This window comes from Streptomyces sp. NPDC050508, assembly GCF_040655155.1.
GTDB lineage: Bacteria > Actinomycetota > Actinomycetes > Streptomycetales > Streptomycetaceae > Streptomyces.
Window position 1 is genome coordinate 773653 of sequence record NZ_JBFAJJ010000002.1, and the last position, 18460, is coordinate 792112.

Here is an 18460-nt window from a genome sequence, read left to right on the forward strand (position 1 = left end):
GACACTCCGTCAAATAGGAACCCTCGGGCTCCCGTTCGGACCCCTCAGTCCGAGATCAGGCCCTCGCGCAGGGTGGACAGGGTGCGCGTGAGGAGCCGGGAGACGTGCATCTGGGAGATGCCGACCTCCTCGCCGATCTGCGACTGGGTCATGTTGGCGAAGAAGCGCAGCATGATGATCCGGCGCTCACGGGGCGGGAGTTTGGCGAGGAGAGGCTTCAGCGACTCCCGGTACTCCACACCCTCCAGGGCCGTGTCCTCGTAGCCGAGGCGGTCCGCGAGGGAGCCCTCGCCGCCGTCGTCCTCGGGGGCCGGGGAGTCGAGCGAGGAGGCCGTGTAGGCGTTGCCGACCGCGAGGCCGTCGACGACGTCCTCCTCGGACACGCCCAGGACCACGGCGAGTTCGGGGACGGTCGGCGACCGGTCCAGTTTCTGGGAGAGCTCGTCGCTGGCCTTCGTCAGGGCCAGCCGCAGCTCCTGCAGGCGACGCGGGACGCGCACCGACCACGACGTGTCGCGGAAGAAGCGCTTGATCTCGCCCACGACGGTCGGCATCGCGAACGTCGGGAACTCCACCCCGCGTTCGCAGTCGAAGCGGTCGATCGCCTTGATCAGGCCGATCGTGCCGACCTGGACGATGTCCTCCATCGGCTCGTTGCGGGAGCGGAAACGCGCGGAGGCGTAACGCACCAGCGGGAGGTTGAGCTCGATGAGGGTGTCCCGTACGTAACCACGCTCGGGGCTGTTCTCGTCGAGTGCGGCGAGCCGCAGGAAGAGGGAGCGGGACAGGGTGCGGGTGTCGATGGCTCCCGTGGTCGGGAGGGCCGGGGCCGGTACGGCGGGTACGGCCTCAAGGACCGTAACGGCGTCGAGTGCGGGCTCAGCGTCGCTCTTGGTGAGCGTGAGCACCTTCGAGCTGCCCTGGTCTGCGGACATGCCACCCCCTTTGGGTCGCGGGACGGTCGCGGCGATCGCCCCCGTCTGGGGAGCGGTGCCTTCACCTGAATACCGGAGCCGGAGCCGCGGCAAACGCGCTTCCCGCAGAATGTCACATGTCGGCAACACGCTGTAGTGACATGTCGACATGTCTGTTACGAAACAGCCCTGGAAAAAGGGGGTCTGACGGCTTTTCAGCGCAGAACTGTCGGGAAAGGGTCCCATGAGCGATTCGTTCGTACCGGTGACAGGTCGCTCGGGCTTTCGGTTACCGGGACGGCGGGGTTCTACGCCTCGATACGGTTCGCGGAGCGCAGTCGCTGGAAGCTGCGGGCGAGCAGCCGCGAGACATGCATCTGGGAGACGCCGAGTTCCGCGCTGATCTGTGACTGGGTGAGATTGCTGTAGTAGCGCAGCAGGAGGATCCGCTGTTCCCGCTCGGGGAGTTGGACGAGGAGATGGCGGACGAGGTCGCGGTGTTCCACGCCGTCCAGGGCCGGGTCCTCGTAGCCGAGCCGGTCGAGCAGGCCGGGCAGTCCGTCGCCCTCCTGGGCGGCCTCCAGGGAGGTCGCGTGGTACGACCGGCCGGCCTCGATGCAGGACAGCACCTCGTCCTCGCCGATGCGCAGCCGCTCGGCGATCTCGGCGGTGGTGGGGGTACGGCCGAAGGCGGTCGTCAGATCCTCGGTCGCCGCGTTGACCTGCACCCACAACTCGTGCAGCCGGCGCGGGACATGGACCGTGCGGACGTTGTCACGGAAGTACCGCTTGATCTCGCCGATGACGGTCGGCATCGCGAACGTCGGGAACTGCACGCCCCGGTCCGGGTCGAAGCGGTCGATGGCGTTGATCAGACCGATGGTGCCGACCTGGACGACGTCCTCCATCGGCTCGTTGCGGGAGCGGAAGCGGGCGGCGGCGTAGCGCACGAGCGGGAGATTCGCCTCGATGAGCGCCCCGCGCACCCGGTTGTGCTCCGGCGTACCCGGCTGGAGCCCCTTGAGCTGGCCGAACAGCACCTGGGTGAGGGCCCGGGTGTCGGCACCGCGGCTGCGGGGCGCGGCCGGCGGGGCTTCCGTGACTTCCGTGACTTCCTGGGGCGGCGCAGTACTGGCCGACACGGTCAACGCCACCTCTTCATCGGTCAACTCATCCGTCAATAGCGGTCATAGCATCACAACACATGTGCACTGTGTGCAAGCACCGCATATCGCCGTGTTACGCCGTGTTGAATGGCAAATTGGTTCATAAGACGCATAACAGCCCCCCGCCGTTCCGGCGGAGGGCTGTTGAAGAGGGGGGTCTCAGACCTCGTAGTCGGCGATCACCCAGGTGGCGAACTCGCGCCACAGCGCGACGCCGGCCTGGTGCGCGGGGTGCTCGATGTACCGCTTCAGGGCATCGGTGTCGTCGACCGCCGAGTTGATCGCGAAGTCGTAGGCGATGGGACGGTCGCTGATGTTCCAGCCCAGCTCCCAGAAGCGCAGGTCCTCGATCAGGTCGCCGAGTGGGCGGAAGGCCTCGACGCCGGCCGTGACGCGCGGGTCGTCGCGCTCGACGCCCTCGTCGAGCTTGAAGAGGACGAGGTGGCGGATCATCTGCGCGCTCCTGGGTGGTCGGCTGTTCGCTAATGCGCCCCGTCGGCCAGCCAGGTCATGAAGTCGCCGATGGCCTTCGCGGCGTCCGATATGCCCTCGAAGCCTATCTGGACGTAGTCGGCCGCCTTGGCGGGCTTCGTGATGATCACGTACACCACGAAGACCACGAGCACATAGACGGCGACCTTCTTCGCGTTCACCGCCATCGCGGCCTCCCCTGTGACGTCCGTGCCCTGTGGGCCCCCTGTTGCCGGCGGTGAGTGTAACCTTCGCGGCCCTTTTTGTGATCAGCCGGGCATCAACGGGTCGCAGGTGGAGGGCTTTTGCCAGTGTCACGCACGAAGGGCCCCGTCTCTCGACGGGGCCCTTCAGAAGCGGTAGCGGAGGGATTTGAACCCTCGGTGACTTGCGCCACACTCGCTTTCGAGGCGAGCTCCTTCGGCCGCTCGGACACGCTACCGAGAGAGACCTTACAACAAGGTGGGGCGTGGTTTGAAATCGGTAATCGGCCGCCCGCCACGGGTGCTGCTACCGGTTCCGGAAGAACTCCGTGAGCAGGTGCGCGCACTCGTCCGCGAGCACGCCCTCGATGACCTCGGGGCGGTGGTTGAGCCGCCGGTCCCGTACGACGTCGAAGAGCGAGCCGGCCGCGCCGGCCTTCTCGTCGCGGGCGCCGTAGACGACCCGGTCGACCCGGGACTGCACGATTGCGCCCGCGCACATCGTGCAGGGTTCGAGGGTGACCACCAGGGTGCAGCCCGACAGCCGCCACTCACCCAGGTGAGCGGCGGCCCTGCGGATCGCGAGGACCTCGGCGTGCGCCGTCGGATCGCCGGTGGCCTCGCGTTCGTTGTGCCCGGTGGCGAGCACGGTCGTAGCGTCCGGGGACAGTACGACCGCGCCGACCGGGACGTCGCCGTCCCGGTCGGCCTGTCCGGCCTCGTCCAGGGCGAGCCGCATCGCGGCCCGCCAGCGGTCGCGTACCGGGTCCGGAGTCCCTTCTGTGCGTGCGGTGGTCAGCGGACGGTCTCCAGGACCTCCGAGGCCCCCAGGGCCTCGGCGATGGAGCTCAGCGCGTCGTCCGCGTCGAGGAGCAGCAGCTCCTTCTCGCCGACGCCCAGGTCGTCCAGGATCTGGCGGTCACCGACCGGGCTGTGCGGAACGGCCTCGGCCGAGGAGGCGCCGTCCTCGTCGTCGTCCTCCTCCTCGGCGTCACCGTCCTCGGTGCCGTCGAGGTCGAGGGAGTCCAGGTCGACGACATCGTCGTCGTCCGGATCCCGTCCGAGCAGCTCGTCGGTGAGCAGGATCTCGCCGTACGAGCTGCGGGCTGCGGCAGCGGCGTCCGAGACGTAGATCCGAGGGTCGTCCTCGCCGTCGATGCGGACGACGCCGAACCAGGCGTCCTCCTGCTCGATGAGCACCAGCACCGTGTCGTCCTCGGGCGAGGCTTCACGGGCCAGTTCGGCCAGATCCGACAGGCTCTCGACATCGTCGAGCTCTGTGTCGCTCGCTTCCCACCCGTCTTCGGTGCGCGCGAGCAGTGCGGCGAAGTACACCGTGACTCTCCCACTGGTCATAGGTGTGCCGGTTGGGGGTCCCCCCGGCGGAGGTTGCGGGCGGGGAGAGCTCGTGCTCCGAGCCCCACCCACTCGGAATCGTGGCAGAAACAAGGCGTTCAGGGGACGTCTTCGGCTCCCTGTGTCCGCCCGTTTTGATCGACCACCAGCGGGATCGTACGCGGCGATCGCCGTGCACACGCACCCGGTTGGGCTTACAAGGTGCTGTGAGACAGGCCTCAACTACCAGCGGAACGTGCGCATACGCATGGCGTGGCGCAGCCGGGCGGCCTTGGCGCGGCGGGGCTGGACCCGGTCGCGCAGCTCGCGCGCCTCGGTCAGCTCCCGCAGGAACTGCGCCCGGCGACGCCTGCGCTCGGCATCGCTCTCCCGGCTGTCCGGCTGCGACGGGTCCGCGTGGGACTCACGGTCAGGCATCGGTTCACCACCCCGTTCCGTCCCTCCCACTTTCCCCCGGACGGGCGGTTTGATGCCAGCGCGAGCAGGCAGGGAGTGGCGGCTACTGTTGTGGACATGCGTCTCCACGTCGTCGACCACCCCCTGGTCGCCCACAAGCTCACCACGCTGCGCGACCAGCGCACCGACTCCGCGACCTTCCGCCGCCTCGCCGACGAGCTGGTCACCCTGCTCGCCTACGAGGCCACGCGCGACGTGCGCACCGAACAGGTCGACATCACGACGCCGGTCGCCTCGACCACCGGCGTCAAGCTGTCCTACCCGCGCCCGCTGGTCGTGCCGATCCTGCGGGCCGGCCTCGGCATGCTGGACGGCATGGTCCGGCTGCTGCCCTCCGCCGAGGTGGGCTTCATGGGCATGGTGCGCAACGAGGAGACCCTCCAGGCCTCCACGTACGCCACGCGCATGCCGGAGGACCTCTCCGGCCGCCAGGTGTACGTCCTGGACCCGATGCTGGCCACCGGCGGCACCCTGGTCGCGGCGATCCGCGAGCTGATCAAGCGCGGCGCCGACGATGTGACGGCCGTAGTGCTGCTCGCCGCCCCGGAGGGCGTCGAGGTCATGGAGCGCGAGCTGGCGGGCACCCCGGTGACGGTCGTGACGGCCTCGGTCGACGAGCGCCTGAACGAGCACGGCTACATCGTCCCGGGCCTCGGCGACGCGGGCGACCGGCTCTACGGCGCGGCCGAGTAGGACGCCGAGTAAGACTCCGTCAACACCCGATTCCCGTACGGCTCTTACCTGCCGTACGGGAATCGGGTGTTGTCGTACGACCGCTCTTGTACGGCTGCTCTCCTACGGCTACGAGCACGCCTTCGGTGACGCACTGGCCGTCGGCTCGGGTCCGGCAAGCGCGGCCAGGGCCTTGTCGGCCGCCGCCTTCGCCGTGAGGTCCTTGAAGGCGGTGCCGATGATCAGGTCGACGGTGCTGCCCTTGCGGGTGGCCTCGGTGCGGCGCTCGGCGCCGGTGAGCTGGGTGGCGAGGACCGGCAGCGAGGTGTCGAGGGAGGCGGCGGGGCCGAGCAGGACGCCGGTGCCCTTGACCTTCTTGTCCCACTGCGCGGACGCGTTGCCCACGTCGCCGATCTTGAAGCCGCGCTTCTTGAGCTCGTCGGCGGTCGACTTGGCGAGGCCGCTGCGGGGCGTGGCGTTGTAGACGTTCACGGTGATCTGGGCGGGCTTCGGAACGGCGGAGTCCGTGGTCGTACCCGTGCTGGCCGAGGGGCTCGCCTTGGTCGCGCAGTCGGCCTTGGGACCGGCCGCCGCGGCCTGCTTGCCGCCACCGGTGAAGACGTCGATGAGCTGCAACGTGCCCCACCCGCCCACACCCAGTACGGCGACGGAGGCGACCACCATGAGGACGAGCCTCCCGCGGCGCCGCGGACGGCGCATGCGCGGGTACTTGTCCCCCGTGATCCGGTACTGGCCGCCCATGCCTGGGGGAGTCAGCATGCTCATGAGCGCAGCGTAGTGCGCCTGGGCGGTGATGCCTACTAGATGATCATTCGACAGCGCCCGGTCCAACCCGAAAGGGTCAACGCCGGACGGATCCGGGGCTCTGTCGGGCTCGGGCCGGGCCTCAGTCCAGTTCGAGGACGCGCGCGTGGAGCACCTGGCGCTGCTGCAGCGCGGCGCGGACCGCGCGGTGCAGGCCGTCCTCCAGATACAGGTCGCCCTGCCACTTCACGACGTGCGCGAAGAGGTCGCCGTAGAAGGTCGAGTCCTCGGCGAGGAGGGTCTCCAGGTCGAGCTGGCCCTTGGTCGTCACGAGCTGATCGAGGCGGACCGGGCGCGGCGCGACGTCCGCCCACTGCCGGGTGCTTTCCCGGCCGTGGTCGGGGTACGGCCGGCCGTTTCCGATGCGCTTGAAGATCACACGGAAAGCCTACCGGTCAAGACCTTCCGGGCGCAGCCATGGCGACGTAGTGCGACGCTGGAAAAGCCGTAGCAAAGCGGGCTAAACGGGAACAGGGGCCTGATATGAGTGACAGCGAGACGATCGCCGCGGGCTACGCCTTCACAGGACCTGCACTCACCGTCCGGCGCGAACCCGTCCCCGCCCCGAGACGCTCGGCATGGTCGCTCACCCGGCTCGCTCGCGCTACCGCTGAGTTGGTGTGACGCTGGATATACCACCGAACGGCGGGAGGCGGCATGTTCTCCAGAACGCGAGCCGGACTCGCCTCGCTCGCTGCGGCCGGCGCGATGTTCTTCGTACCCCTCGCGGCGGCAGCTCCAGCGGACGCGGCCACCGTGCCTGCCCTCACAAGCTGCGCACATCACACGGTTGGCTCCTGCAACGCCAACTCCCCACACCCACAAGGAGCTACGGCCCAGTGCCGGGACGGCACGTACTCGTACAGCAAGCACTTCTCCGGTACGTGCTCCCGCCACCACGGGGTGAAGTACTGGTACCGGTGAACGGAGTGAAGGAGACCGGGCCCCGTCGGCGGGGCCCGGTCTGTGTCCCACGGCTACGACGTCGGTTCCTTCTCGACCACCGGAGCGCCGGCGGCGTTCGCCTTCACGGACTCGATGCCGTGCATGCAGGAGGCCTTGTTCTCGTACGCCTCGCCGACCGCGATGATCTCGCCGTTGCCCGCCTTCAGCCGGAACCGGTACTTGTCCGCCTTGTCCTTGTAGACCTCGAACTTGCCAGTCATGAAGTGCCGCCTCTCGGATGTGCCCCCTGAAGCGACGCTAAGCCGGACTACGGGTCTGCGCAGCCCGGGGAGGTCTGGAGGAGGGGGCGGAGGCGGTGGCCGGGCCGGGCGACCGCCTCCGTCGGCCGGTCAGAGTTTCGGCTTCCGTAGCGGCCGTAGCGAGTCGCTGTTCTTCGGCTTCGGTGTCGGTGTCGGTTCCTGTGCAGGCTTGGGCGCGTTGCGTACGGCCTCCGCGCGCAGCAGGGCGCGCAGGACCGCGTACGGGTCGATGGGCATGGCTGTGTTCCTAGCGTCGCGGTGACGGGTTGACCTCGGGGGACGGTCGGTCCGTCAGCAGCGCAGGACCACGGTGCGCAGGGCGCGCAGGGTGTGCGGCGGCCGGGGCGGCGCGGGGAGGGCGCGGCTCTGGGGATCGGGGGACGCCGGGCTCGGAGCGGGCGCGGGTCGTAGCGGCGCGGTGGGTCGGTGGACCGCGAGGGAGGCGGGTCGTAGGGCAGCAGCCGCCGTGTCGAGGACGTCGTACTCGACGGTCGACTCGGCGGACGACGCGACGGGTGTCGCGCGCACCTCGGCGGCGTGGGTGCCCGGGACGAGCAGGGCGAGCAGCAGCACGAGCGCCCGCAGCCAGGTGCGGCTGCGGGGGAGGCTTCGTGTGCTGCTCACCCTCGTGCTCATGGAAGGTCATCTCCCAGCGGCCGTACGGCGTTCATCGCGGCGGGCGCGTAAACCGCCCGCACGGCCTACCAACGAGCGTCACAGGGCCTGGGGTACTCGGTCGGCGCGGCCCTTCATCCGGATCGCCGTGATGATCTCGACGACGCCGACCGCGACCAGCCAGATGCCGCAGACGAGGGTGAGGACGGCGACCGAGCGGAAGGGCGAGTCGATCAGCACGATGCCGGCGATGAACGTGACGATGCCCAGGAAGATCTGCCAGCCGCGTGCGGGCATCGTCTGGTCGTGGACGGCGGCCAGGGTCTGGGTGATGCCTCGGATCAGCCAGCCGATGCCGATCCACAGGGCGAGCAGCAGGATCGACTGCATCGGGCCGCGGAAGCAGAACAGGCCCAGCACGATCGACAGCGCGCCGCTGATGAACGCCAGCACGCGCAGTGAGGTCGCCCGGTGGGTGCCGAAGGCGGCGACCAGTTGGAAGACGCCGCTGATCAGGAGGTAGATGCCGAAGAGGATGCCGGCCGCGAAGAGGGACGCGCCGGGCCATACGAGGACCAGCACGCCGAGGATGAGAGAAGCGACGCCGGTGAGCAGGACGACCTGCCAGGCGGCTTTGGAGAGGGCGAAGAGGGGCCCTTCGAATTCCTGCTCGTCACGCGGGGCGCGCGGGACACGGGTGTCGTGGGCGCGGCGGTCGTCGAACTCCGGGCCCCAGGAGGGGCCGCTCGGTGCCTCGGTCATGGTCCATGTTTTGACCGGGGCCGGCGGACCCGCCACCGGGGCGGGCCACCTGGCTGACGGGGGGCTATTTGGTACCGGCCGCCTTCGCCGCCTTGGCCGCGGCCTTCATCTCCTGCTTGTGGGCGCGGACCTTGGTCAGCGACTCGGGCCCGGTGATGTCGGCGATGGACCGGAAGGACTTCGCTTCGCCGTACGCTCCGGCGGCCTCCCGCCATCCCTTCGGCGTGACCCCGAGCTGCTTGCCGAGCAGGGCGAGGAAGATCTGCGCCTTCTGCTTCCCGAACCCGGGCAGCTCCTCAAGCCGCTTGAGCAGGTCGGCGCCGGTGCCGACGCCTTCCCATACGCGGCTCGCGTCCCCGTCGTAGTGCTCGACGAGGTACTGGCACAGCTGCTGGATGCGCTTCGCCATGGAACCCGGGTAGCGGTGCACGGCCGGCTTCTCGGAGAGGAGCGCGGCGAAGGCCTCGGGGTCGCGGGCGGCGATCTCGTGCGCGTCCAGGTCGGCGGCGCCGAGCCGGTCGGCGATCGTGCGCGGCCCCTTGAACGCCCACTCCATCGGCACCTGCTGGTCGAGCAGCATCCCGACCAGCGCGGCGAGCGGGGAGCGGCCGAGGAGTTCGTCGGCGTCGGGGTCTTGGGCTAGGTGAAGGGTGACGTCCATGACTCCGATGATGGCGCGTACAGGCGGGGGGTGCCTGCCGGTGGGCGGGTTCGTCGCCGGGGCGTCACCTTCGCCTCCGCTCCAACGTCGTCACCAGCAGGTGGTCGAGCAGTGCTTGACGTGCCTGGAGTTCGACGGGGCCCCAGGGTGCGCGGATGCCGTCGGGGAGGCGGAGTGGTGTGTGCGGGGGATCGAAGAGGGGCGGTTCCACGGACACATCAAGGGGCAACTCGGCCCAGACGACTTTCCCGCCGACGGGCGTGCCGTAGACGTCCCACTGCTTGGCGAGCGACTCGACGAGAAGCAGACCTCGACCGCTCGTGGCAGTGAAGCCCGGATGCTGGAGTACGGGCAGCTGTGGTGTCCGGTCCCACGCCTCGACGAACAAGCTCCTGTCGAGAACGCGGAGTTGTACGGCGATCACGTGCTCGGCCTTGATCTGCCAGGGCTTCGGGTCGGGTTCGGTGAGGCCGCCGGTCTTGATGGCGTTGGTGACCAGTTCGCTCATGATGAGCGTGGCGTTCTCCTCCTGGTCCTGGAGATTCCAGCGGCCCAGGGTGTGCCGTACGAACATCCGGGAGCAGGCGACGGCTGTGGGTACGGCCACCAGGCGGAGGGATGCGGCGAGCAGGGGGATGGGGTGCACGTTGTCGGCGTCCCTCGTGTCACCAGTCATGCCGACCCCTCTTCGAGGAAACGCCGATCTCGGCCCACACGCTCTTCCCGATGACTCTCGGGGTGACGCCCCAGTCGTCGGCGAGCGCGGCGACGATCTGTAGACCCCGGCCGCGGCCGACGCACGGCATGCCGCCGGCTGCGTCGCGGACTTCGACGCGGAGGAGATCGTCAGCAAAGTGGTAGGCCACCAGGACGCGGCTTCCTCGCATTGTTTGGCCATGGATTACCGCGTTGGTCACTAGTTCGGTGACTACCCACTCTAGGAAGTCTGCTACGTATCGCGGTAAGTCCCACTCTTCGGCCAGGGTCTTTGCCCTGGCGCGGGCGACTGGCACGGATGGGCGGTATCTCCTGTACCGCGCCTGCAACGACCTGGGTTCAGCCACAATTGATCCCCTCGGACGGGTTCGTGGGCAGCGATGAGCGAGGCCAGCGTTGCGCGAGCAGCCGGACCTTCATAGTAGATACTCTGCATGGTGAAGTACCCAAAGTGTCAAGTACCTACTTTGAGCGACTCTGAATGATTGTTGCCCTCACCGTGACGCGAGCGGCACACTTGACCTGCAAGAAGGCGTAGGAGAGGCGGCCGATCGGTGCCCATCAACAACAACCCGACGTTCCGTCAGCGACGGTTGGCGCGGACACTGCGCGAGCTGCGGAACGCTGCCGGGCTGACGCACGCCGACGCCGCGAAGGTGCTTGGTTCAGCGGAATCAAAGGTCGGCCGGATCGAGAACTCTCAGTCGGGCGTCCGCCTGCCCGACCTTCGCGCCCTGATGGACGCCTATAACGTCACCGATCCCACCGAGCGGGCCGCGATCGAGAAGCTGTCACGCGAGGCCAGGCAGAAGGGCTGGTGGAATCGGTACGTCAACGTGGTCGACCCGGCATACGCGGCCTACGCTGCTGTCGAGTGGGACGCCTCGGAGCTGTACAACGTCGAGACCAACTTGGTGCCCGGGCTGCTGCAAGTGCCGGAGTACACCAAGGCGTTGATCCAGTTGCAAGTGTCGGACGCCACAGGGGATCACGTGGAGGCCCAGGTCGACGTGCGGCGGGAGCGCAAGGCCATCCTGACCAGGGAAAACCCGCTGCAACTGTGGGTCATCATCGCGGAGAACGTGCTCTACCATCAGGTTGGCGGCCGTGACGTGATGAAGGCTCAGCTTGAGTCACTGCTCACGGACAGCCGGAAGCAGAACATCGAGCTGCAGATTCTGCCGCGCGAAGACCCCATGAATGTCTGCCTTTTCGGGCCTTTCGTGATCATGAGCTTCCCGACCTCGGCAGAAACTGACGTCGTTTACACGGAGTCGCCCACCAGCACCCTCTACTACGAGGACGCGGCGGACGTGGAGACCTACACGGCGCTGTTCCGTCGCCTCAACATGGCCGCATCCAACGTCAGCAAGTCGCGGGCGCTCATTCAAAACGCCCTTCACGAAATGGACCAGCACCGATGAAGTCAAACAGTCAGCCCGCTTCGGTCCCACTGGAGTGGGTGAAGTCGTCGTACTCCGGAAACAACGGCAACTGCGTTGAGGCTGCCGCTCTGCCTGGTGGTGGCCGGGCGTTCCGTGACAGCAAGGACCTGGCGGGACCGATAGTGACGCTCTCGGACTCGGAGTTCGCCGCGTTCATAGCGGGCGCCGGCGCTGGTGAGTTCGGCCAGGCGTAACAACTGGAACGGGCCGCGCGTGACGGATGTCTACCAGGCGACGGCGGAACAACTCGCCGGCCTCGACGAGTGGCGGCAGGCGTCGACCACCAAGGCCAACCCCGACTGGACCCAACTTCCGGTGCGCGGCGAGCAGGTAACGGGGAACGGTCGGAGCGCTAGATGCCAGTACTGCCGTCGATGCTCTCGCGGATGATGTCCGCGTGACCGGCGTGCCGGGCGGTTTCCTCGATCATGTGGAGGAGGACCCAGCGCAGATTCCGGTCCGCGAGCTCGGCTCGGCTGCACGGAGCATCCAGCTCCAGGCCTGCGACGATTTCCCGTGAGACGGCGACCTGCTCCTCGAAGAAGGTCGTCCAGTGCTTCACCGTGTCCCGCTCGTCGACACGGAAGTCCTCGTCCCTCCAGTCCTGGATCCCCGTCTCGGGCCAGTCGCCGGGAAGGGTTCGCCCCGCGACGACGACCTGGAACCACCGGCGCTCCCAGAGCGCGGAGTGCTTGAGCAGGCCCGTCAAGGACAGCGAACTCACTGTCGGTGTCCTACGGGCGTCCGCGTCGGAGACACCCTCGACCTTCCGCAGCAGATCAGCGCGCTGCTTGTCGAGAAAGCCGCAGAGGGCTTCCCGTTCGGTGGAGGTCGAGAACTGGTTGGGTGCCATGTCCACGGACGCTATCGAGTCATGGCGACACCTGCCTGGAAACCGAACAGCTCAGGTCGCCCGCCAGTACCCCAGCGCTGCACCCGCTCCCGTCGCACACCCAACTCCCGGCGGACGTACGACGACAGGGTCCGAGTCGTAGCCGTGTCGCACGTGATCCAGACGTACGGGTCGGCGCTGTCCTTCAGCAGGTCGGGGAGTTCCGCGCGTACCCGGTCGGCGAGTTGGCCCCTGGAGAGGCGGCGGACCTCGTGCAGGGGCGGTCGAGGAGGCCGCGGGCGAGCCGGTCGGCGCGTGGGGTGACAGCCATCGCCTCGTTCCCTGGCGGGCGTTGACCGAGACGACGTACACCGAACGACCGACATACACCGAACAACCGGGGCTCTCCGGCGACCACGACTGCGTGCTGTGCACCTCCTCCGTGCCCGGCCTCACCGATCTGAGCGCGCGGGGTCCGGCGGCCCGGTTCGTGTGGGACCTGGCCCGGCGGGAGGACAGCCTGTGGGTGGTGCCATTGGGGGCGTCAGGGGTGGCCGGTTCACCGCATCGCCGCGATCAACTGCCCTTGTGGCTCAAGGGAGATCTGGTTCCGGTGATCACCGACTTCAGCCGCCTCGAACCCGACGTCCCCACCCGCGAACCGGTCCACACGCAACACGTCGACGGCTTCGGAACCGTCCACATCCTCCCCCTGGACGCGGAGACCGACGCCGAGGTGATCCACCGCTGGGTCGGCGAGGAACGGGCCGCCTTCTGGGGCATGAACGGCCTCACGCAGGCCCAAGTCACCGAGATCTACGCCCACATGGACACCCTCGACACCCACCACGCCTACCTGGTGGTCCGGAACGGCGAACCGGTCGCGCTCCTGCAGACCTACGAGCCCGCCGCCGACCGCGTCGGCGACTGCTACGACGTACGACCCGGCGACATCGGCATCCACCTCCTCCTCGCACCCGCCGGACCGGACGGCGGGCGGCCCGGCTGGTCGGCGGCGGTGATGGGCGTTCTCGCCTTCTACGTCCTGCTCGGCCTGGACCGGCGCCGGATCGTGGTCGATCCGGACGTGCGCAACGAGAAGGCCGTCGCGCGCTTCCTGCGGCAGGGGTTCGTGGCGGGCCCGCGGGTCGTCCTGCCGGAGATCGACATCCCTGACGTGTTCCTGCCGGAAAAGCACGCCCAACTGGCGTTTCTCCCTCGCGAGGTGGCCTTCCCGTAGCCTGCCGGAGTGACCCCAGAAGACCTCGTCGCCCACTACGACCTGGAGCCGATCCCGCGCGAGGGCGGCCTGTTCCGCCAGACCTGGGCGGGCCCGGAGCGGTCCGACGGCCGCCCGGAGGGCACCGCGATCGTCGCCCTGCTCACGGCGGAGGACTTCTCCGCGCTCCACCGCCTCCCCGCCGACGAGGTCTGGCACTTCTACCTCGGCGACCCGCTGAACCTCCTGCTCCTCGCCCCCGACGGCACCGCTCGCACGCTGGTCCTCGGCCCGGACATACGGCACGGCCAGCACCTTCAGTTCACTGTTCCCGGCGGCACCTGGATGGGGGCGCGGGTGGCGGCGGGCGGCGCGTGGACGTTCTTCGGCTGCACGATGGCCCCCGGCTTCACCTACGACGGCTACGAGCACGGCGACGCGGGCGAGTTGACCGCCCGCTACCCGTCCGAGGCCGCGCGCATCACCGGGCTGTGCCGCCCATGAGCCGCCTGTTGGAGGGCCAGTTCGCCCTGGTCACGGGCGCGAGTGGCGGCATCGGCCGGGGGATCGCGCTGCGGTTCGCGGAGGAGGGGGCGGCGGGGGTCGTCGTCCACTGTCGTACGGCGATGGCGGCGGCCGGTGAAGTTGCCTCCCGCGTACGGGAGTTGGGTGCCCGAGCTGTCGTACTGCAAGCCGATCTGACCGACGAGGACGCCTGCCGCGGACTGGTCCGCGAGGCGGCCGAGTGGAGCGGCGGACGGCTGACGGCGCTGGTCAACAGCGCGGGCGTACAGCCGACGCAGCCCCTTCCCGGGATGACCGCCGCGGACTGGCGGGCGGTCGTCGACACCAACCTGACGAGCGTGTTCGCGTGCACGCAGGCGGCGGCCGAGGTGATGCGCGAAGGGGACGGTACCGGTGGCACGGTGACGCATATCGCGTCGATCGAGGCGAGCGCCCCCGCCGCGCTCCACGCGCACTACTCCGCGTCCAAGGCCGCCGTCGTCATGCACGCGCGGTCGGCGGCCCTGGAGTACGGCCCGTACGGCATCCGCGTCAACACGGTCTCGCCCGGTCTGATCGACCGGGAGGGGCTGGCGGAGGGCTGGCCGGACGGAGTGCGGAGGTGGCGGGCGGCGGCGCCGACGGGGCGGCTGGGGCGGCCGGAGGACGTGGGCGACGCGTGCGTGTTCCTGGCGTCCTCCCTCGCGTCCTGGGTCACCGGGCACGACCTGGTCGTGGACGGTGGAGTGTCCGCGCGGCCCACATGGTGAGTCACGGGCGCCGTACGTCCGTACATAACCCGAGGCCTGCAAGTCCGAAGACGGAGATATGACGTGCGCCGACGACGGAATGAGGGACAGGGTTTTGGACACGACGGAGGCGGTGGACGGGGCGCCCGGCGGGGAATTCAAGGGCTGGTGCTGCTGGGCTCCCTGCTGGTCCTGCTCCTCCTCGGCACCGCGGGCACCGCGTCCGCGCACGCCGCCCTCGAATCCACCGACCCCGCCGACGGAAGCGTCCTCAAGTCCGCCCCCCGCTCCGTCACCCTCACCTTCTCCGAGTCCGTAGCCCTGCTCGACGACTCCTTCCGCGTCTACGACCCCGACAACCGGCGGGTCAAGACGAGCGCGGCGCACCACGCGAAGGACGCGGGCGACACGGCGAGCGTCACGCTCCCCACCGAACTCGGCACCGGCACCTTCACGGTCGCCTGGCGTGTGGTCTCGGCCGACAGCCACCCGGTCTCGGGCGCCTTCACCTTCTCCATCGGCAAACCCTCCGCCACGACCACCCCGATCAACACGGCCCCGACCGAGGACCCGCTGACCGGCAGCCTCTACGACATAGCCCGCTACTTCGCCTACATCGCCGCGGCCCTCCTCATCGGCACGGCCACCTTCGTCACCCTGTGCCGCCCGCCGGACCCGTCGATCCTCAACAAGCCGATCCTGATGGGTTGGTGGACCCTGCTGACGGCAACCGTCGCCCTCCTGATCCTCCGCGCCCCCTACGAGGCGGGCACCGGCCTGGCCACGGCCTTCGACCCCTCCGCCCTCCCCAGAACCCTGACGAACCGCCCGGGCCTCGCACTCGCGGCCCGACTGCTCCTGCTCGCCGCGACAGCGGTCTTCCTCCTACGACTCCGGGGGCGGGAGCGGCCCGGGCGGGTGGCCCTGGGGACGGGTGCCGCCCTCGCGGTCGGACTGGCGCTGACCTGGGCGTCGGCGGAGCACGCGTCCGCCGGGATCCAGGTGCCGGTGGCGATGACGTCGGCGGTCCTGCACCTGCTCGCGATGGCTGTGTGGCTGGGCGGACTGACGGCCCTGCTCACCGTCCTCTACCGCTCGTCGAGCCTGGACGCGGCTCCCGTGGCCCGCTTCTCCCGGCTCGCGTTCGTCTCGGTGACCGTGCTGGTCGTCACCGGCGTCTACCAGTCCTGGCGCGGCCTCGGCTCCTGGAACGCGCTGACCGGGACGTCCTACGGCCGCATCCTGCTCGTGAAGCTCGGCGCGGTGGTGCTGCTGCTCGCGGCGGCGGGGTGGTCACGACGGTGGACCGGCCGACTGGTGGGCGCGGAAGTGCCGCTTCACGTACCGGAGTTGGTGCGCACGGGAGCGGACGGAACAGCACCTTCGGAGCCTGAGCCCGACTCCGAGCCGGACGGCACTGGTGGCGACGGCGCCCCGGAGCCCGGTGACGGTTCCCAGGACCGGTACCGGCGCGGCCTGCGCCGTTCGGTGCTGTGCGAAGTCGCTGTCGGCGTCACGGTGTTGGTCATCACGACGCTCCTGACCACCACCCTCCCGGGCCGGGCGGCGGCGGACGCACAACGGACGGCGACACCGGCCGGCATACCGGCGGCCTCCGTCACCACCGTCCCCTTCCGCGTCGGCAACGCCGGCGGCAAGGTGCAGATCACCCTCGACCCCGGACGCGTGGGCCAGAACTCGGTCGAGGCGGTCGTCTACGGCCCCGACGGCGGCTTCGCCACGGTCCCCGAACTCCGCCTCTCCTTCACCCTCGCCGCCCAGAAGATCGGCCCGCTCGACGCCGACGTCAAGGACGAGGGCGGCTACTGGGGGACCAACACCCTCAACCTGCCGATCGCCGGGACCTGGACGATGAAGGTGACGGTCAGGACGTCGGACGTGGACCAGGTGAGCGTGACGCGGGACGTGCGGATCTCGCGGTAGGCGGAGTGCGCGGGCCGTGGCTGCTCAGCGGTGGAGGCCGTGCCGCTCCACCCAGGCCGATATCGCGGCGGCCATCAACTCGGGCTGGTCCTCCGGTGTGTGGTGGCCGGCGACCGCGTCCGTGTGCTCGATCTCCAGGGCGGCGATGTTCGCCGCGCACCAGGCGACGATGTCCGCGGTCATCATCGTCCCCGCTCCGGGGGTGAACGTGAGCAGCAGCTTGGGTACGTCCGGGCTGGACCGCAGCCACTGGTCGTACTCCTCGATCCTGGCCACGACGTCCGCGGGTTCACCGTCCAGCGGCATCGAGCGCGCCCAGCGCAGCAGGGGCCGTCGGCTCTCCCGGGTCGGGTACGGCTTCCGGTAGACGGCGAGGTCGGCCGGGGCGAGCGGGGTGGCGGAGGAGGCGGGCAGTGCCTGTTCGACGAAGGCGTTCTGGTCGAGGATCATGGCCTCGCCGACGCCGTCCGTCTTGATCGCCCGGAACAGCTCCCGGCCCCCTTCGGGGAACTCCTCCCAGGTCATCGGCTTGACGATGGTCTCGGTGAACGCGATGCCCCGCACCCGGTGCGGATGGCGTGCGGCGAGGTCGAAGACCAGGGCGCCGCCCCAGTCGTGCCCGACCAGCACCACGTCCCGCAGCCCGAGCGCGTCGAACCAGGCGTCCAGATACCTGGCTTGGTCGGCGAAGTCGTAGTCGATGTCCGGCTTGCCCGACTCGCCCATGCCGATGAGGTCGGGGGCCAGCAGCCGTCCGGACGTCATGGCCGGCAGGACGTTCCGCCACAGGTGCGACGACGTCGGGTTGCCGTGCAGGAAGACGATCGGCACTCCGGTGCCCGACTCCCGGTGCGTCATGGTCGAGTCGAGGACGTGAGTCACCCGCGAGGCCGTCACCGGAAGGCCGCCGCGTTGCGCGCCGCCCATGCCGCGAAGGTCCCCGGCGCCCGCCCCGACACTCGCTCCACATCGGGGCTCACCCGCCGCTCCTCCTCGGTCGGTGTGCCCAGGATGCTCAACGTGCCCTCGACCAGGGGCAGCGGCATGAACCGTGCCATCAGCTCATGCGCCTCCTCGCGGGACTGCTCCGTGAAGGTCACCGGCTCGCCCAGTGCCGCCGCTATCGCCGCCGCCCGCGCGCGGGGTGTCGTCGGCGCCGGACCGGTCAGGGTGTAGGTCGCGCCCGCGTGCGTCTCGTCGCGCAGCACAGCGGCGGCGACCGCCGCCACGTCGTCGGGGTCCACGAACGGCAGGCCCACGTCACCGAAGGGTGCCGCCGCCGTGCGCCGCGCGCGGATCGACTCGGCCCAGGCGAACGCGTTGCTGTCCAGCCCGCCCGGCCGCAGGATCGTCCAGTCGAGCCCCGACTCCTTCACGGCCGCCTCGAACCGACGCGGTTCCGTATACACCTCGGGCCGGGTCCCCGCCCCCTGCGAGGACACCAGCACCACCTTGCGGACACCGGCCGCCTTGGCCGTGTCCAGGACGTCGTACGGCCGCTCGCCCGCCATCAGCAGGAACAGTGCCTCGGCGCCCTCGAACGCGCCCCGCAGAGTCTCCGGTTCGGCCAGGTCGGCGGCCACCGTCCCCGGCCCGCTGATGTGCCGGGCCACCGCCGTCACCGGCACCTGGTCCTCCGTGAGGATCCGCACCAGCGCCCGCCCCACGTTCCCGGTCGCACCCGTCACCACGATCATGTCGCTACCCCCGTCATGTGTGAGTTAGTTGGCTGACTAACTCCGTG

The 18460-nt window shown here is 69.5% G+C and carries 28 protein-coding genes, 1 tRNA gene and 1 pseudogene; 8 read left to right on the plus strand and 22 right to left on the minus strand.

Annotation, left to right across the window (positions count from 1 at the left end; all coding sequences use genetic code 11):
* Positions 1-44: 44 nt before the first annotated feature.
* The 8 genes from AB0I69_RS08750 to AB0I69_RS08785 form a co-directional block, all read right to left on the minus strand.
* Entirely contained in the window at positions 45-935 is an 891-nt protein-coding gene (locus tag AB0I69_RS08750) for an RNA polymerase sigma factor SigF (RefSeq protein ID WP_019054917.1), read from the minus strand.
* Positions 936-1222: 287 nt separating this feature from the next.
* A complete protein-coding gene (locus AB0I69_RS08755; protein WP_078651816.1) occupies positions 1223-2095 on the minus strand; it encodes an RNA polymerase sigma factor SigF in 873 nt (290 codons plus the stop codon).
* Between the two features lie 144 nt (positions 2096-2239).
* Complete coding sequence (locus AB0I69_RS08760; RefSeq protein WP_363094847.1) at positions 2240-2533, minus strand: Dabb family protein; 294 nt, start codon at positions 2531-2533, stop codon at positions 2240-2242.
* A 29-nt stretch (positions 2534-2562) separates the two neighbouring features.
* The gene (locus AB0I69_RS08765; RefSeq protein ID WP_363094848.1) at positions 2563-2739 is read right to left on the minus strand and encodes a hypothetical protein; all 177 of its coding nucleotides are present in this window, start codon (positions 2737-2739) and stop codon (positions 2563-2565) included.
* 169 nt (positions 2740-2908) lie between these two features.
* Positions 2909-2993, minus strand: a tRNA-Ser gene (locus tag AB0I69_RS08770).
* A gap of 68 nt (positions 2994-3061) precedes the next feature.
* Entirely contained in the window at positions 3062-3493 is a 432-nt protein-coding gene (gene tadA, locus AB0I69_RS08775; RefSeq protein WP_363094849.1) for a tRNA adenosine(34) deaminase TadA, read from the minus strand.
* A gap of 56 nt (positions 3494-3549) precedes the next feature.
* Positions 3550-4089, minus strand: coding sequence for a hypothetical protein (locus AB0I69_RS08780; protein ID WP_363095038.1), 540 nt, complete (start codon positions 4087-4089; stop codon positions 3550-3552).
* Between the two features lie 243 nt (positions 4090-4332).
* Positions 4333-4527 (minus strand): hypothetical protein, encoded by a 195-nt coding sequence (locus tag AB0I69_RS08785; RefSeq protein ID WP_363094850.1) that lies wholly within the window; start codon positions 4525-4527, stop codon positions 4333-4335.
* A 96-nt stretch (positions 4528-4623) separates the two neighbouring features.
* On the opposite strand from AB0I69_RS08785, the gene upp reads away from it, so the two are divergent.
* Positions 4624-5259 carry a uracil phosphoribosyltransferase gene (upp, locus tag AB0I69_RS08790; protein WP_200691015.1) on the plus strand — a complete coding sequence of 212 codons (636 nt, stop codon included), beginning with the start codon at positions 4624-4626 and terminating at the stop codon, positions 5257-5259.
* A 108-nt stretch (positions 5260-5367) separates the two neighbouring features.
* Here upp and AB0I69_RS08795 read toward each other — a convergent pair whose 3' ends face one another.
* Complete coding sequence (locus AB0I69_RS08795; protein ID WP_363095039.1) at positions 5368-6000, minus strand: LytR C-terminal domain-containing protein; 633 nt, start codon at positions 5998-6000, stop codon at positions 5368-5370.
* Between the two features lie 145 nt (positions 6001-6145).
* The gene (locus tag AB0I69_RS08800) at positions 6146-6442 is read right to left on the minus strand and encodes a type II toxin-antitoxin system VapB family antitoxin (protein WP_003999914.1); all 297 of its coding nucleotides are present in this window, start codon (positions 6440-6442) and stop codon (positions 6146-6148) included.
* Positions 6443-6720: 278 nt separating this feature from the next.
* On the opposite strand from AB0I69_RS08800, the gene AB0I69_RS08805 reads away from it, so the two are divergent.
* A complete protein-coding gene (locus AB0I69_RS08805; RefSeq protein WP_363094851.1) occupies positions 6721-6987 on the plus strand; it encodes a DUF3761 domain-containing protein in 267 nt (88 codons plus the stop codon).
* 53 nt (positions 6988-7040) lie between these two features.
* Here the strand turns inward: AB0I69_RS08805 and AB0I69_RS08810 are convergent, their stop codons facing one another.
* From AB0I69_RS08810 to AB0I69_RS08840, 7 genes are all read right to left on the minus strand, one after another.
* Positions 7041-7229 (minus strand): YegP family protein, encoded by a 189-nt coding sequence (locus AB0I69_RS08810; RefSeq protein WP_363094852.1) that lies wholly within the window; start codon positions 7227-7229, stop codon positions 7041-7043.
* Positions 7230-7358: 129 nt separating this feature from the next.
* A complete protein-coding gene (locus AB0I69_RS08815; protein WP_363094853.1) occupies positions 7359-7505 on the minus strand; it encodes a hypothetical protein in 147 nt (48 codons plus the stop codon).
* A 54-nt stretch (positions 7506-7559) separates the two neighbouring features.
* A complete protein-coding gene (locus AB0I69_RS08820) occupies positions 7560-7892 on the minus strand; it encodes a hypothetical protein (protein ID WP_363094854.1) in 333 nt (110 codons plus the stop codon).
* A 90-nt stretch (positions 7893-7982) separates the two neighbouring features.
* Positions 7983-8645, minus strand: coding sequence for an HdeD family acid-resistance protein (locus AB0I69_RS08825; RefSeq protein ID WP_363094855.1), 663 nt, complete (start codon positions 8643-8645; stop codon positions 7983-7985).
* Positions 8646-8709: 64 nt separating this feature from the next.
* Positions 8710-9306 carry an HhH-GPD-type base excision DNA repair protein gene (locus AB0I69_RS08830; RefSeq protein ID WP_363094856.1) on the minus strand — a complete coding sequence of 199 codons (597 nt, stop codon included), beginning with the start codon at positions 9304-9306 and terminating at the stop codon, positions 8710-8712.
* Positions 9307-9370: 64 nt separating this feature from the next.
* Positions 9371-9982: an ATP-binding protein gene (locus tag AB0I69_RS08835; RefSeq protein WP_363094857.1), complete on the minus strand. Its 612-nt coding sequence runs from the start codon at positions 9980-9982 to the stop codon at positions 9371-9373.
* Complete coding sequence (locus AB0I69_RS08840) at positions 9972-10319, minus strand: ATP-binding protein (RefSeq protein WP_363094858.1); 348 nt, start codon at positions 10317-10319, stop codon at positions 9972-9974. Before AB0I69_RS08840 ends, AB0I69_RS08835 begins: the two co-directional genes overlap by 11 nt.
* A 258-nt stretch (positions 10320-10577) precedes the next feature.
* On the opposite strand from AB0I69_RS08840, the gene AB0I69_RS08845 reads away from it, so the two are divergent.
* Complete coding sequence (locus tag AB0I69_RS08845) at positions 10578-11447, plus strand: helix-turn-helix transcriptional regulator (RefSeq protein WP_363094859.1); 870 nt, start codon at positions 10578-10580, stop codon at positions 11445-11447.
* The gene (locus AB0I69_RS08850) at positions 11444-11662 is read left to right on the plus strand and encodes a DUF397 domain-containing protein (protein WP_363094860.1); all 219 of its coding nucleotides are present in this window, start codon (positions 11444-11446) and stop codon (positions 11660-11662) included. The genes AB0I69_RS08845 and AB0I69_RS08850 overlap by 4 nt, the downstream gene beginning before the upstream one ends.
* Before the next feature lie 158 nt (positions 11663-11820).
* Here the strand turns inward: AB0I69_RS08850 and AB0I69_RS08855 are convergent, their stop codons facing one another.
* The 3 genes and pseudogenes from AB0I69_RS08855 to AB0I69_RS08865 form a co-directional block, all read right to left on the minus strand.
* Positions 11821-12321, minus strand: a complete 501-nt coding sequence (locus AB0I69_RS08855) for a DinB family protein (RefSeq protein ID WP_363094861.1) — start codon at positions 12319-12321, stop codon at positions 11821-11823.
* 51 nt (positions 12322-12372) lie between these two features.
* Positions 12373-12545 (minus strand): annotated as a pseudogene (locus AB0I69_RS08860) (SIP domain-containing protein); the annotation flags it as partial.
* Positions 12506-12631: a hypothetical protein gene (locus tag AB0I69_RS08865; RefSeq protein ID WP_363095047.1), complete on the minus strand. Its 126-nt coding sequence runs from the start codon at positions 12629-12631 to the stop codon at positions 12506-12508. The gene AB0I69_RS08865 and the pseudogene AB0I69_RS08860, both read right to left, overlap by 40 nt.
* A gap of 21 nt (positions 12632-12652) precedes the next feature.
* Here AB0I69_RS08865 and AB0I69_RS08870 point away from each other — a divergent pair, with 21 nt between their 5' ends.
* The 4 genes from AB0I69_RS08870 (at position 12653) to AB0I69_RS08885 (ending at position 16716) form a co-directional block, all read left to right on the plus strand.
* Positions 12653-13540 carry a GNAT family N-acetyltransferase gene (locus AB0I69_RS08870; RefSeq protein WP_363094862.1) on the plus strand — a complete coding sequence of 296 codons (888 nt, stop codon included), beginning with the start codon at positions 12653-12655 and terminating at the stop codon, positions 13538-13540.
* Positions 13541-13549: 9 nt separating this feature from the next.
* Entirely contained in the window at positions 13550-14023 is a 474-nt protein-coding gene (locus tag AB0I69_RS08875) for a cupin domain-containing protein (RefSeq protein ID WP_363094863.1), read from the plus strand.
* Positions 14020-14793, plus strand: coding sequence for an SDR family NAD(P)-dependent oxidoreductase (locus tag AB0I69_RS08880; RefSeq protein ID WP_363094864.1), 774 nt, complete (start codon positions 14020-14022; stop codon positions 14791-14793). Before AB0I69_RS08875 ends, AB0I69_RS08880 begins: the two co-directional genes overlap by 4 nt.
* Before the next feature lie 147 nt (positions 14794-14940).
* Positions 14941-16716, plus strand: coding sequence for a copper resistance protein CopC (locus AB0I69_RS08885; RefSeq protein ID WP_363094865.1), 1776 nt, complete (start codon positions 14941-14943; stop codon positions 16714-16716).
* A 24-nt stretch (positions 16717-16740) separates the two neighbouring features.
* Here the strand turns inward: AB0I69_RS08885 and AB0I69_RS08890 are convergent, their stop codons facing one another.
* Complete coding sequence (locus tag AB0I69_RS08890) at positions 16741-17643, minus strand: haloalkane dehalogenase (RefSeq protein WP_363094866.1); 903 nt, start codon at positions 17641-17643, stop codon at positions 16741-16743.
* Complete coding sequence (locus AB0I69_RS08895; RefSeq protein ID WP_363094867.1) at positions 17610-18413, minus strand: NAD(P)H-binding protein; 804 nt, start codon at positions 18411-18413, stop codon at positions 17610-17612. The genes AB0I69_RS08890 and AB0I69_RS08895 overlap by 34 nt, the downstream gene beginning before the upstream one ends.
* Positions 18414-18460 lie beyond the last annotated feature (47 nt).

Bases quoted from the DNA above. Each gene is read 5' to 3' on its own strand.
- AB0I69_RS08750 (WP_019054917.1), bottom strand. From the start codon at position 935: ATGTCCGCAGACCAGGGCAGCTCGAAGGTGCTCACGCTCACCAAGAGC.
- AB0I69_RS08760 (WP_363094847.1), bottom strand. From the start codon at position 2,533: ATGATCCGCCACCTCGTCCTCTTCAAGCTCGACGAGGGCGTCGAGCGC.
- AB0I69_RS08765 (WP_363094848.1), bottom strand. From the start codon at position 2,739: ATGGCGGTGAACGCGAAGAAGGTCGCCGTCTATGTGCTCGTGGTCTTC.
- tadA (WP_363094849.1), bottom strand. From the start codon at position 3,493: ATGCGGCTCGCCCTGGACGAGGCCGGACAGGCCGACCGGGACGGCGAC.
- AB0I69_RS08785 (WP_363094850.1), bottom strand. From the start codon at position 4,527: ATGCCTGACCGTGAGTCCCACGCGGACCCGTCGCAGCCGGACAGCCGG.
- upp (WP_200691015.1), top strand. From the start codon at position 4,624: ATGCGTCTCCACGTCGTCGACCACCCCCTGGTCGCCCACAAGCTCACC.
- AB0I69_RS08795 (WP_363095039.1), bottom strand. From the start codon at position 6,000: ATGGGCGGCCAGTACCGGATCACGGGGGACAAGTACCCGCGCATGCGC.
- AB0I69_RS08805 (WP_363094851.1), top strand. From the start codon at position 6,721: ATGTTCTCCAGAACGCGAGCCGGACTCGCCTCGCTCGCTGCGGCCGGC.
- AB0I69_RS08810 (WP_363094852.1), bottom strand. From the start codon at position 7,229: ATGACTGGCAAGTTCGAGGTCTACAAGGACAAGGCGGACAAGTACCGG.
- AB0I69_RS08815 (WP_363094853.1), bottom strand. From the start codon at position 7,505: ATGCCCATCGACCCGTACGCGGTCCTGCGCGCCCTGCTGCGCGCGGAG.
- AB0I69_RS08825 (WP_363094855.1), bottom strand. From the start codon at position 8,645: ATGACCGAGGCACCGAGCGGCCCCTCCTGGGGCCCGGAGTTCGACGAC.
- AB0I69_RS08830 (WP_363094856.1), bottom strand. From the start codon at position 9,306: ATGGACGTCACCCTTCACCTAGCCCAAGACCCCGACGCCGACGAACTC.
- AB0I69_RS08835 (WP_363094857.1), bottom strand. From the start codon at position 9,982: ATGACTGGTGACACGAGGGACGCCGACAACGTGCACCCCATCCCCCTG.
- AB0I69_RS08850 (WP_363094860.1), top strand. From the start codon at position 11,444: ATGAAGTCAAACAGTCAGCCCGCTTCGGTCCCACTGGAGTGGGTGAAG.
- AB0I69_RS08855 (WP_363094861.1), bottom strand. From the start codon at position 12,321: ATGGCACCCAACCAGTTCTCGACCTCCACCGAACGGGAAGCCCTCTGC.
- AB0I69_RS08865 (WP_363095047.1), bottom strand. From the start codon at position 12,631: ATGGCTGTCACCCCACGCGCCGACCGGCTCGCCCGCGGCCTCCTCGAC.
- AB0I69_RS08880 (WP_363094864.1), top strand. From the start codon at position 14,020: ATGAGCCGCCTGTTGGAGGGCCAGTTCGCCCTGGTCACGGGCGCGAGT.
- AB0I69_RS08890 (WP_363094866.1), bottom strand. From the start codon at position 17,643: ATGGGCGGCGCGCAACGCGGCGGCCTTCCGGTGACGGCCTCGCGGGTG.
- AB0I69_RS08895 (WP_363094867.1), bottom strand. From the start codon at position 18,413: ATGATCGTGGTGACGGGTGCGACCGGGAACGTGGGGCGGGCGCTGGTG.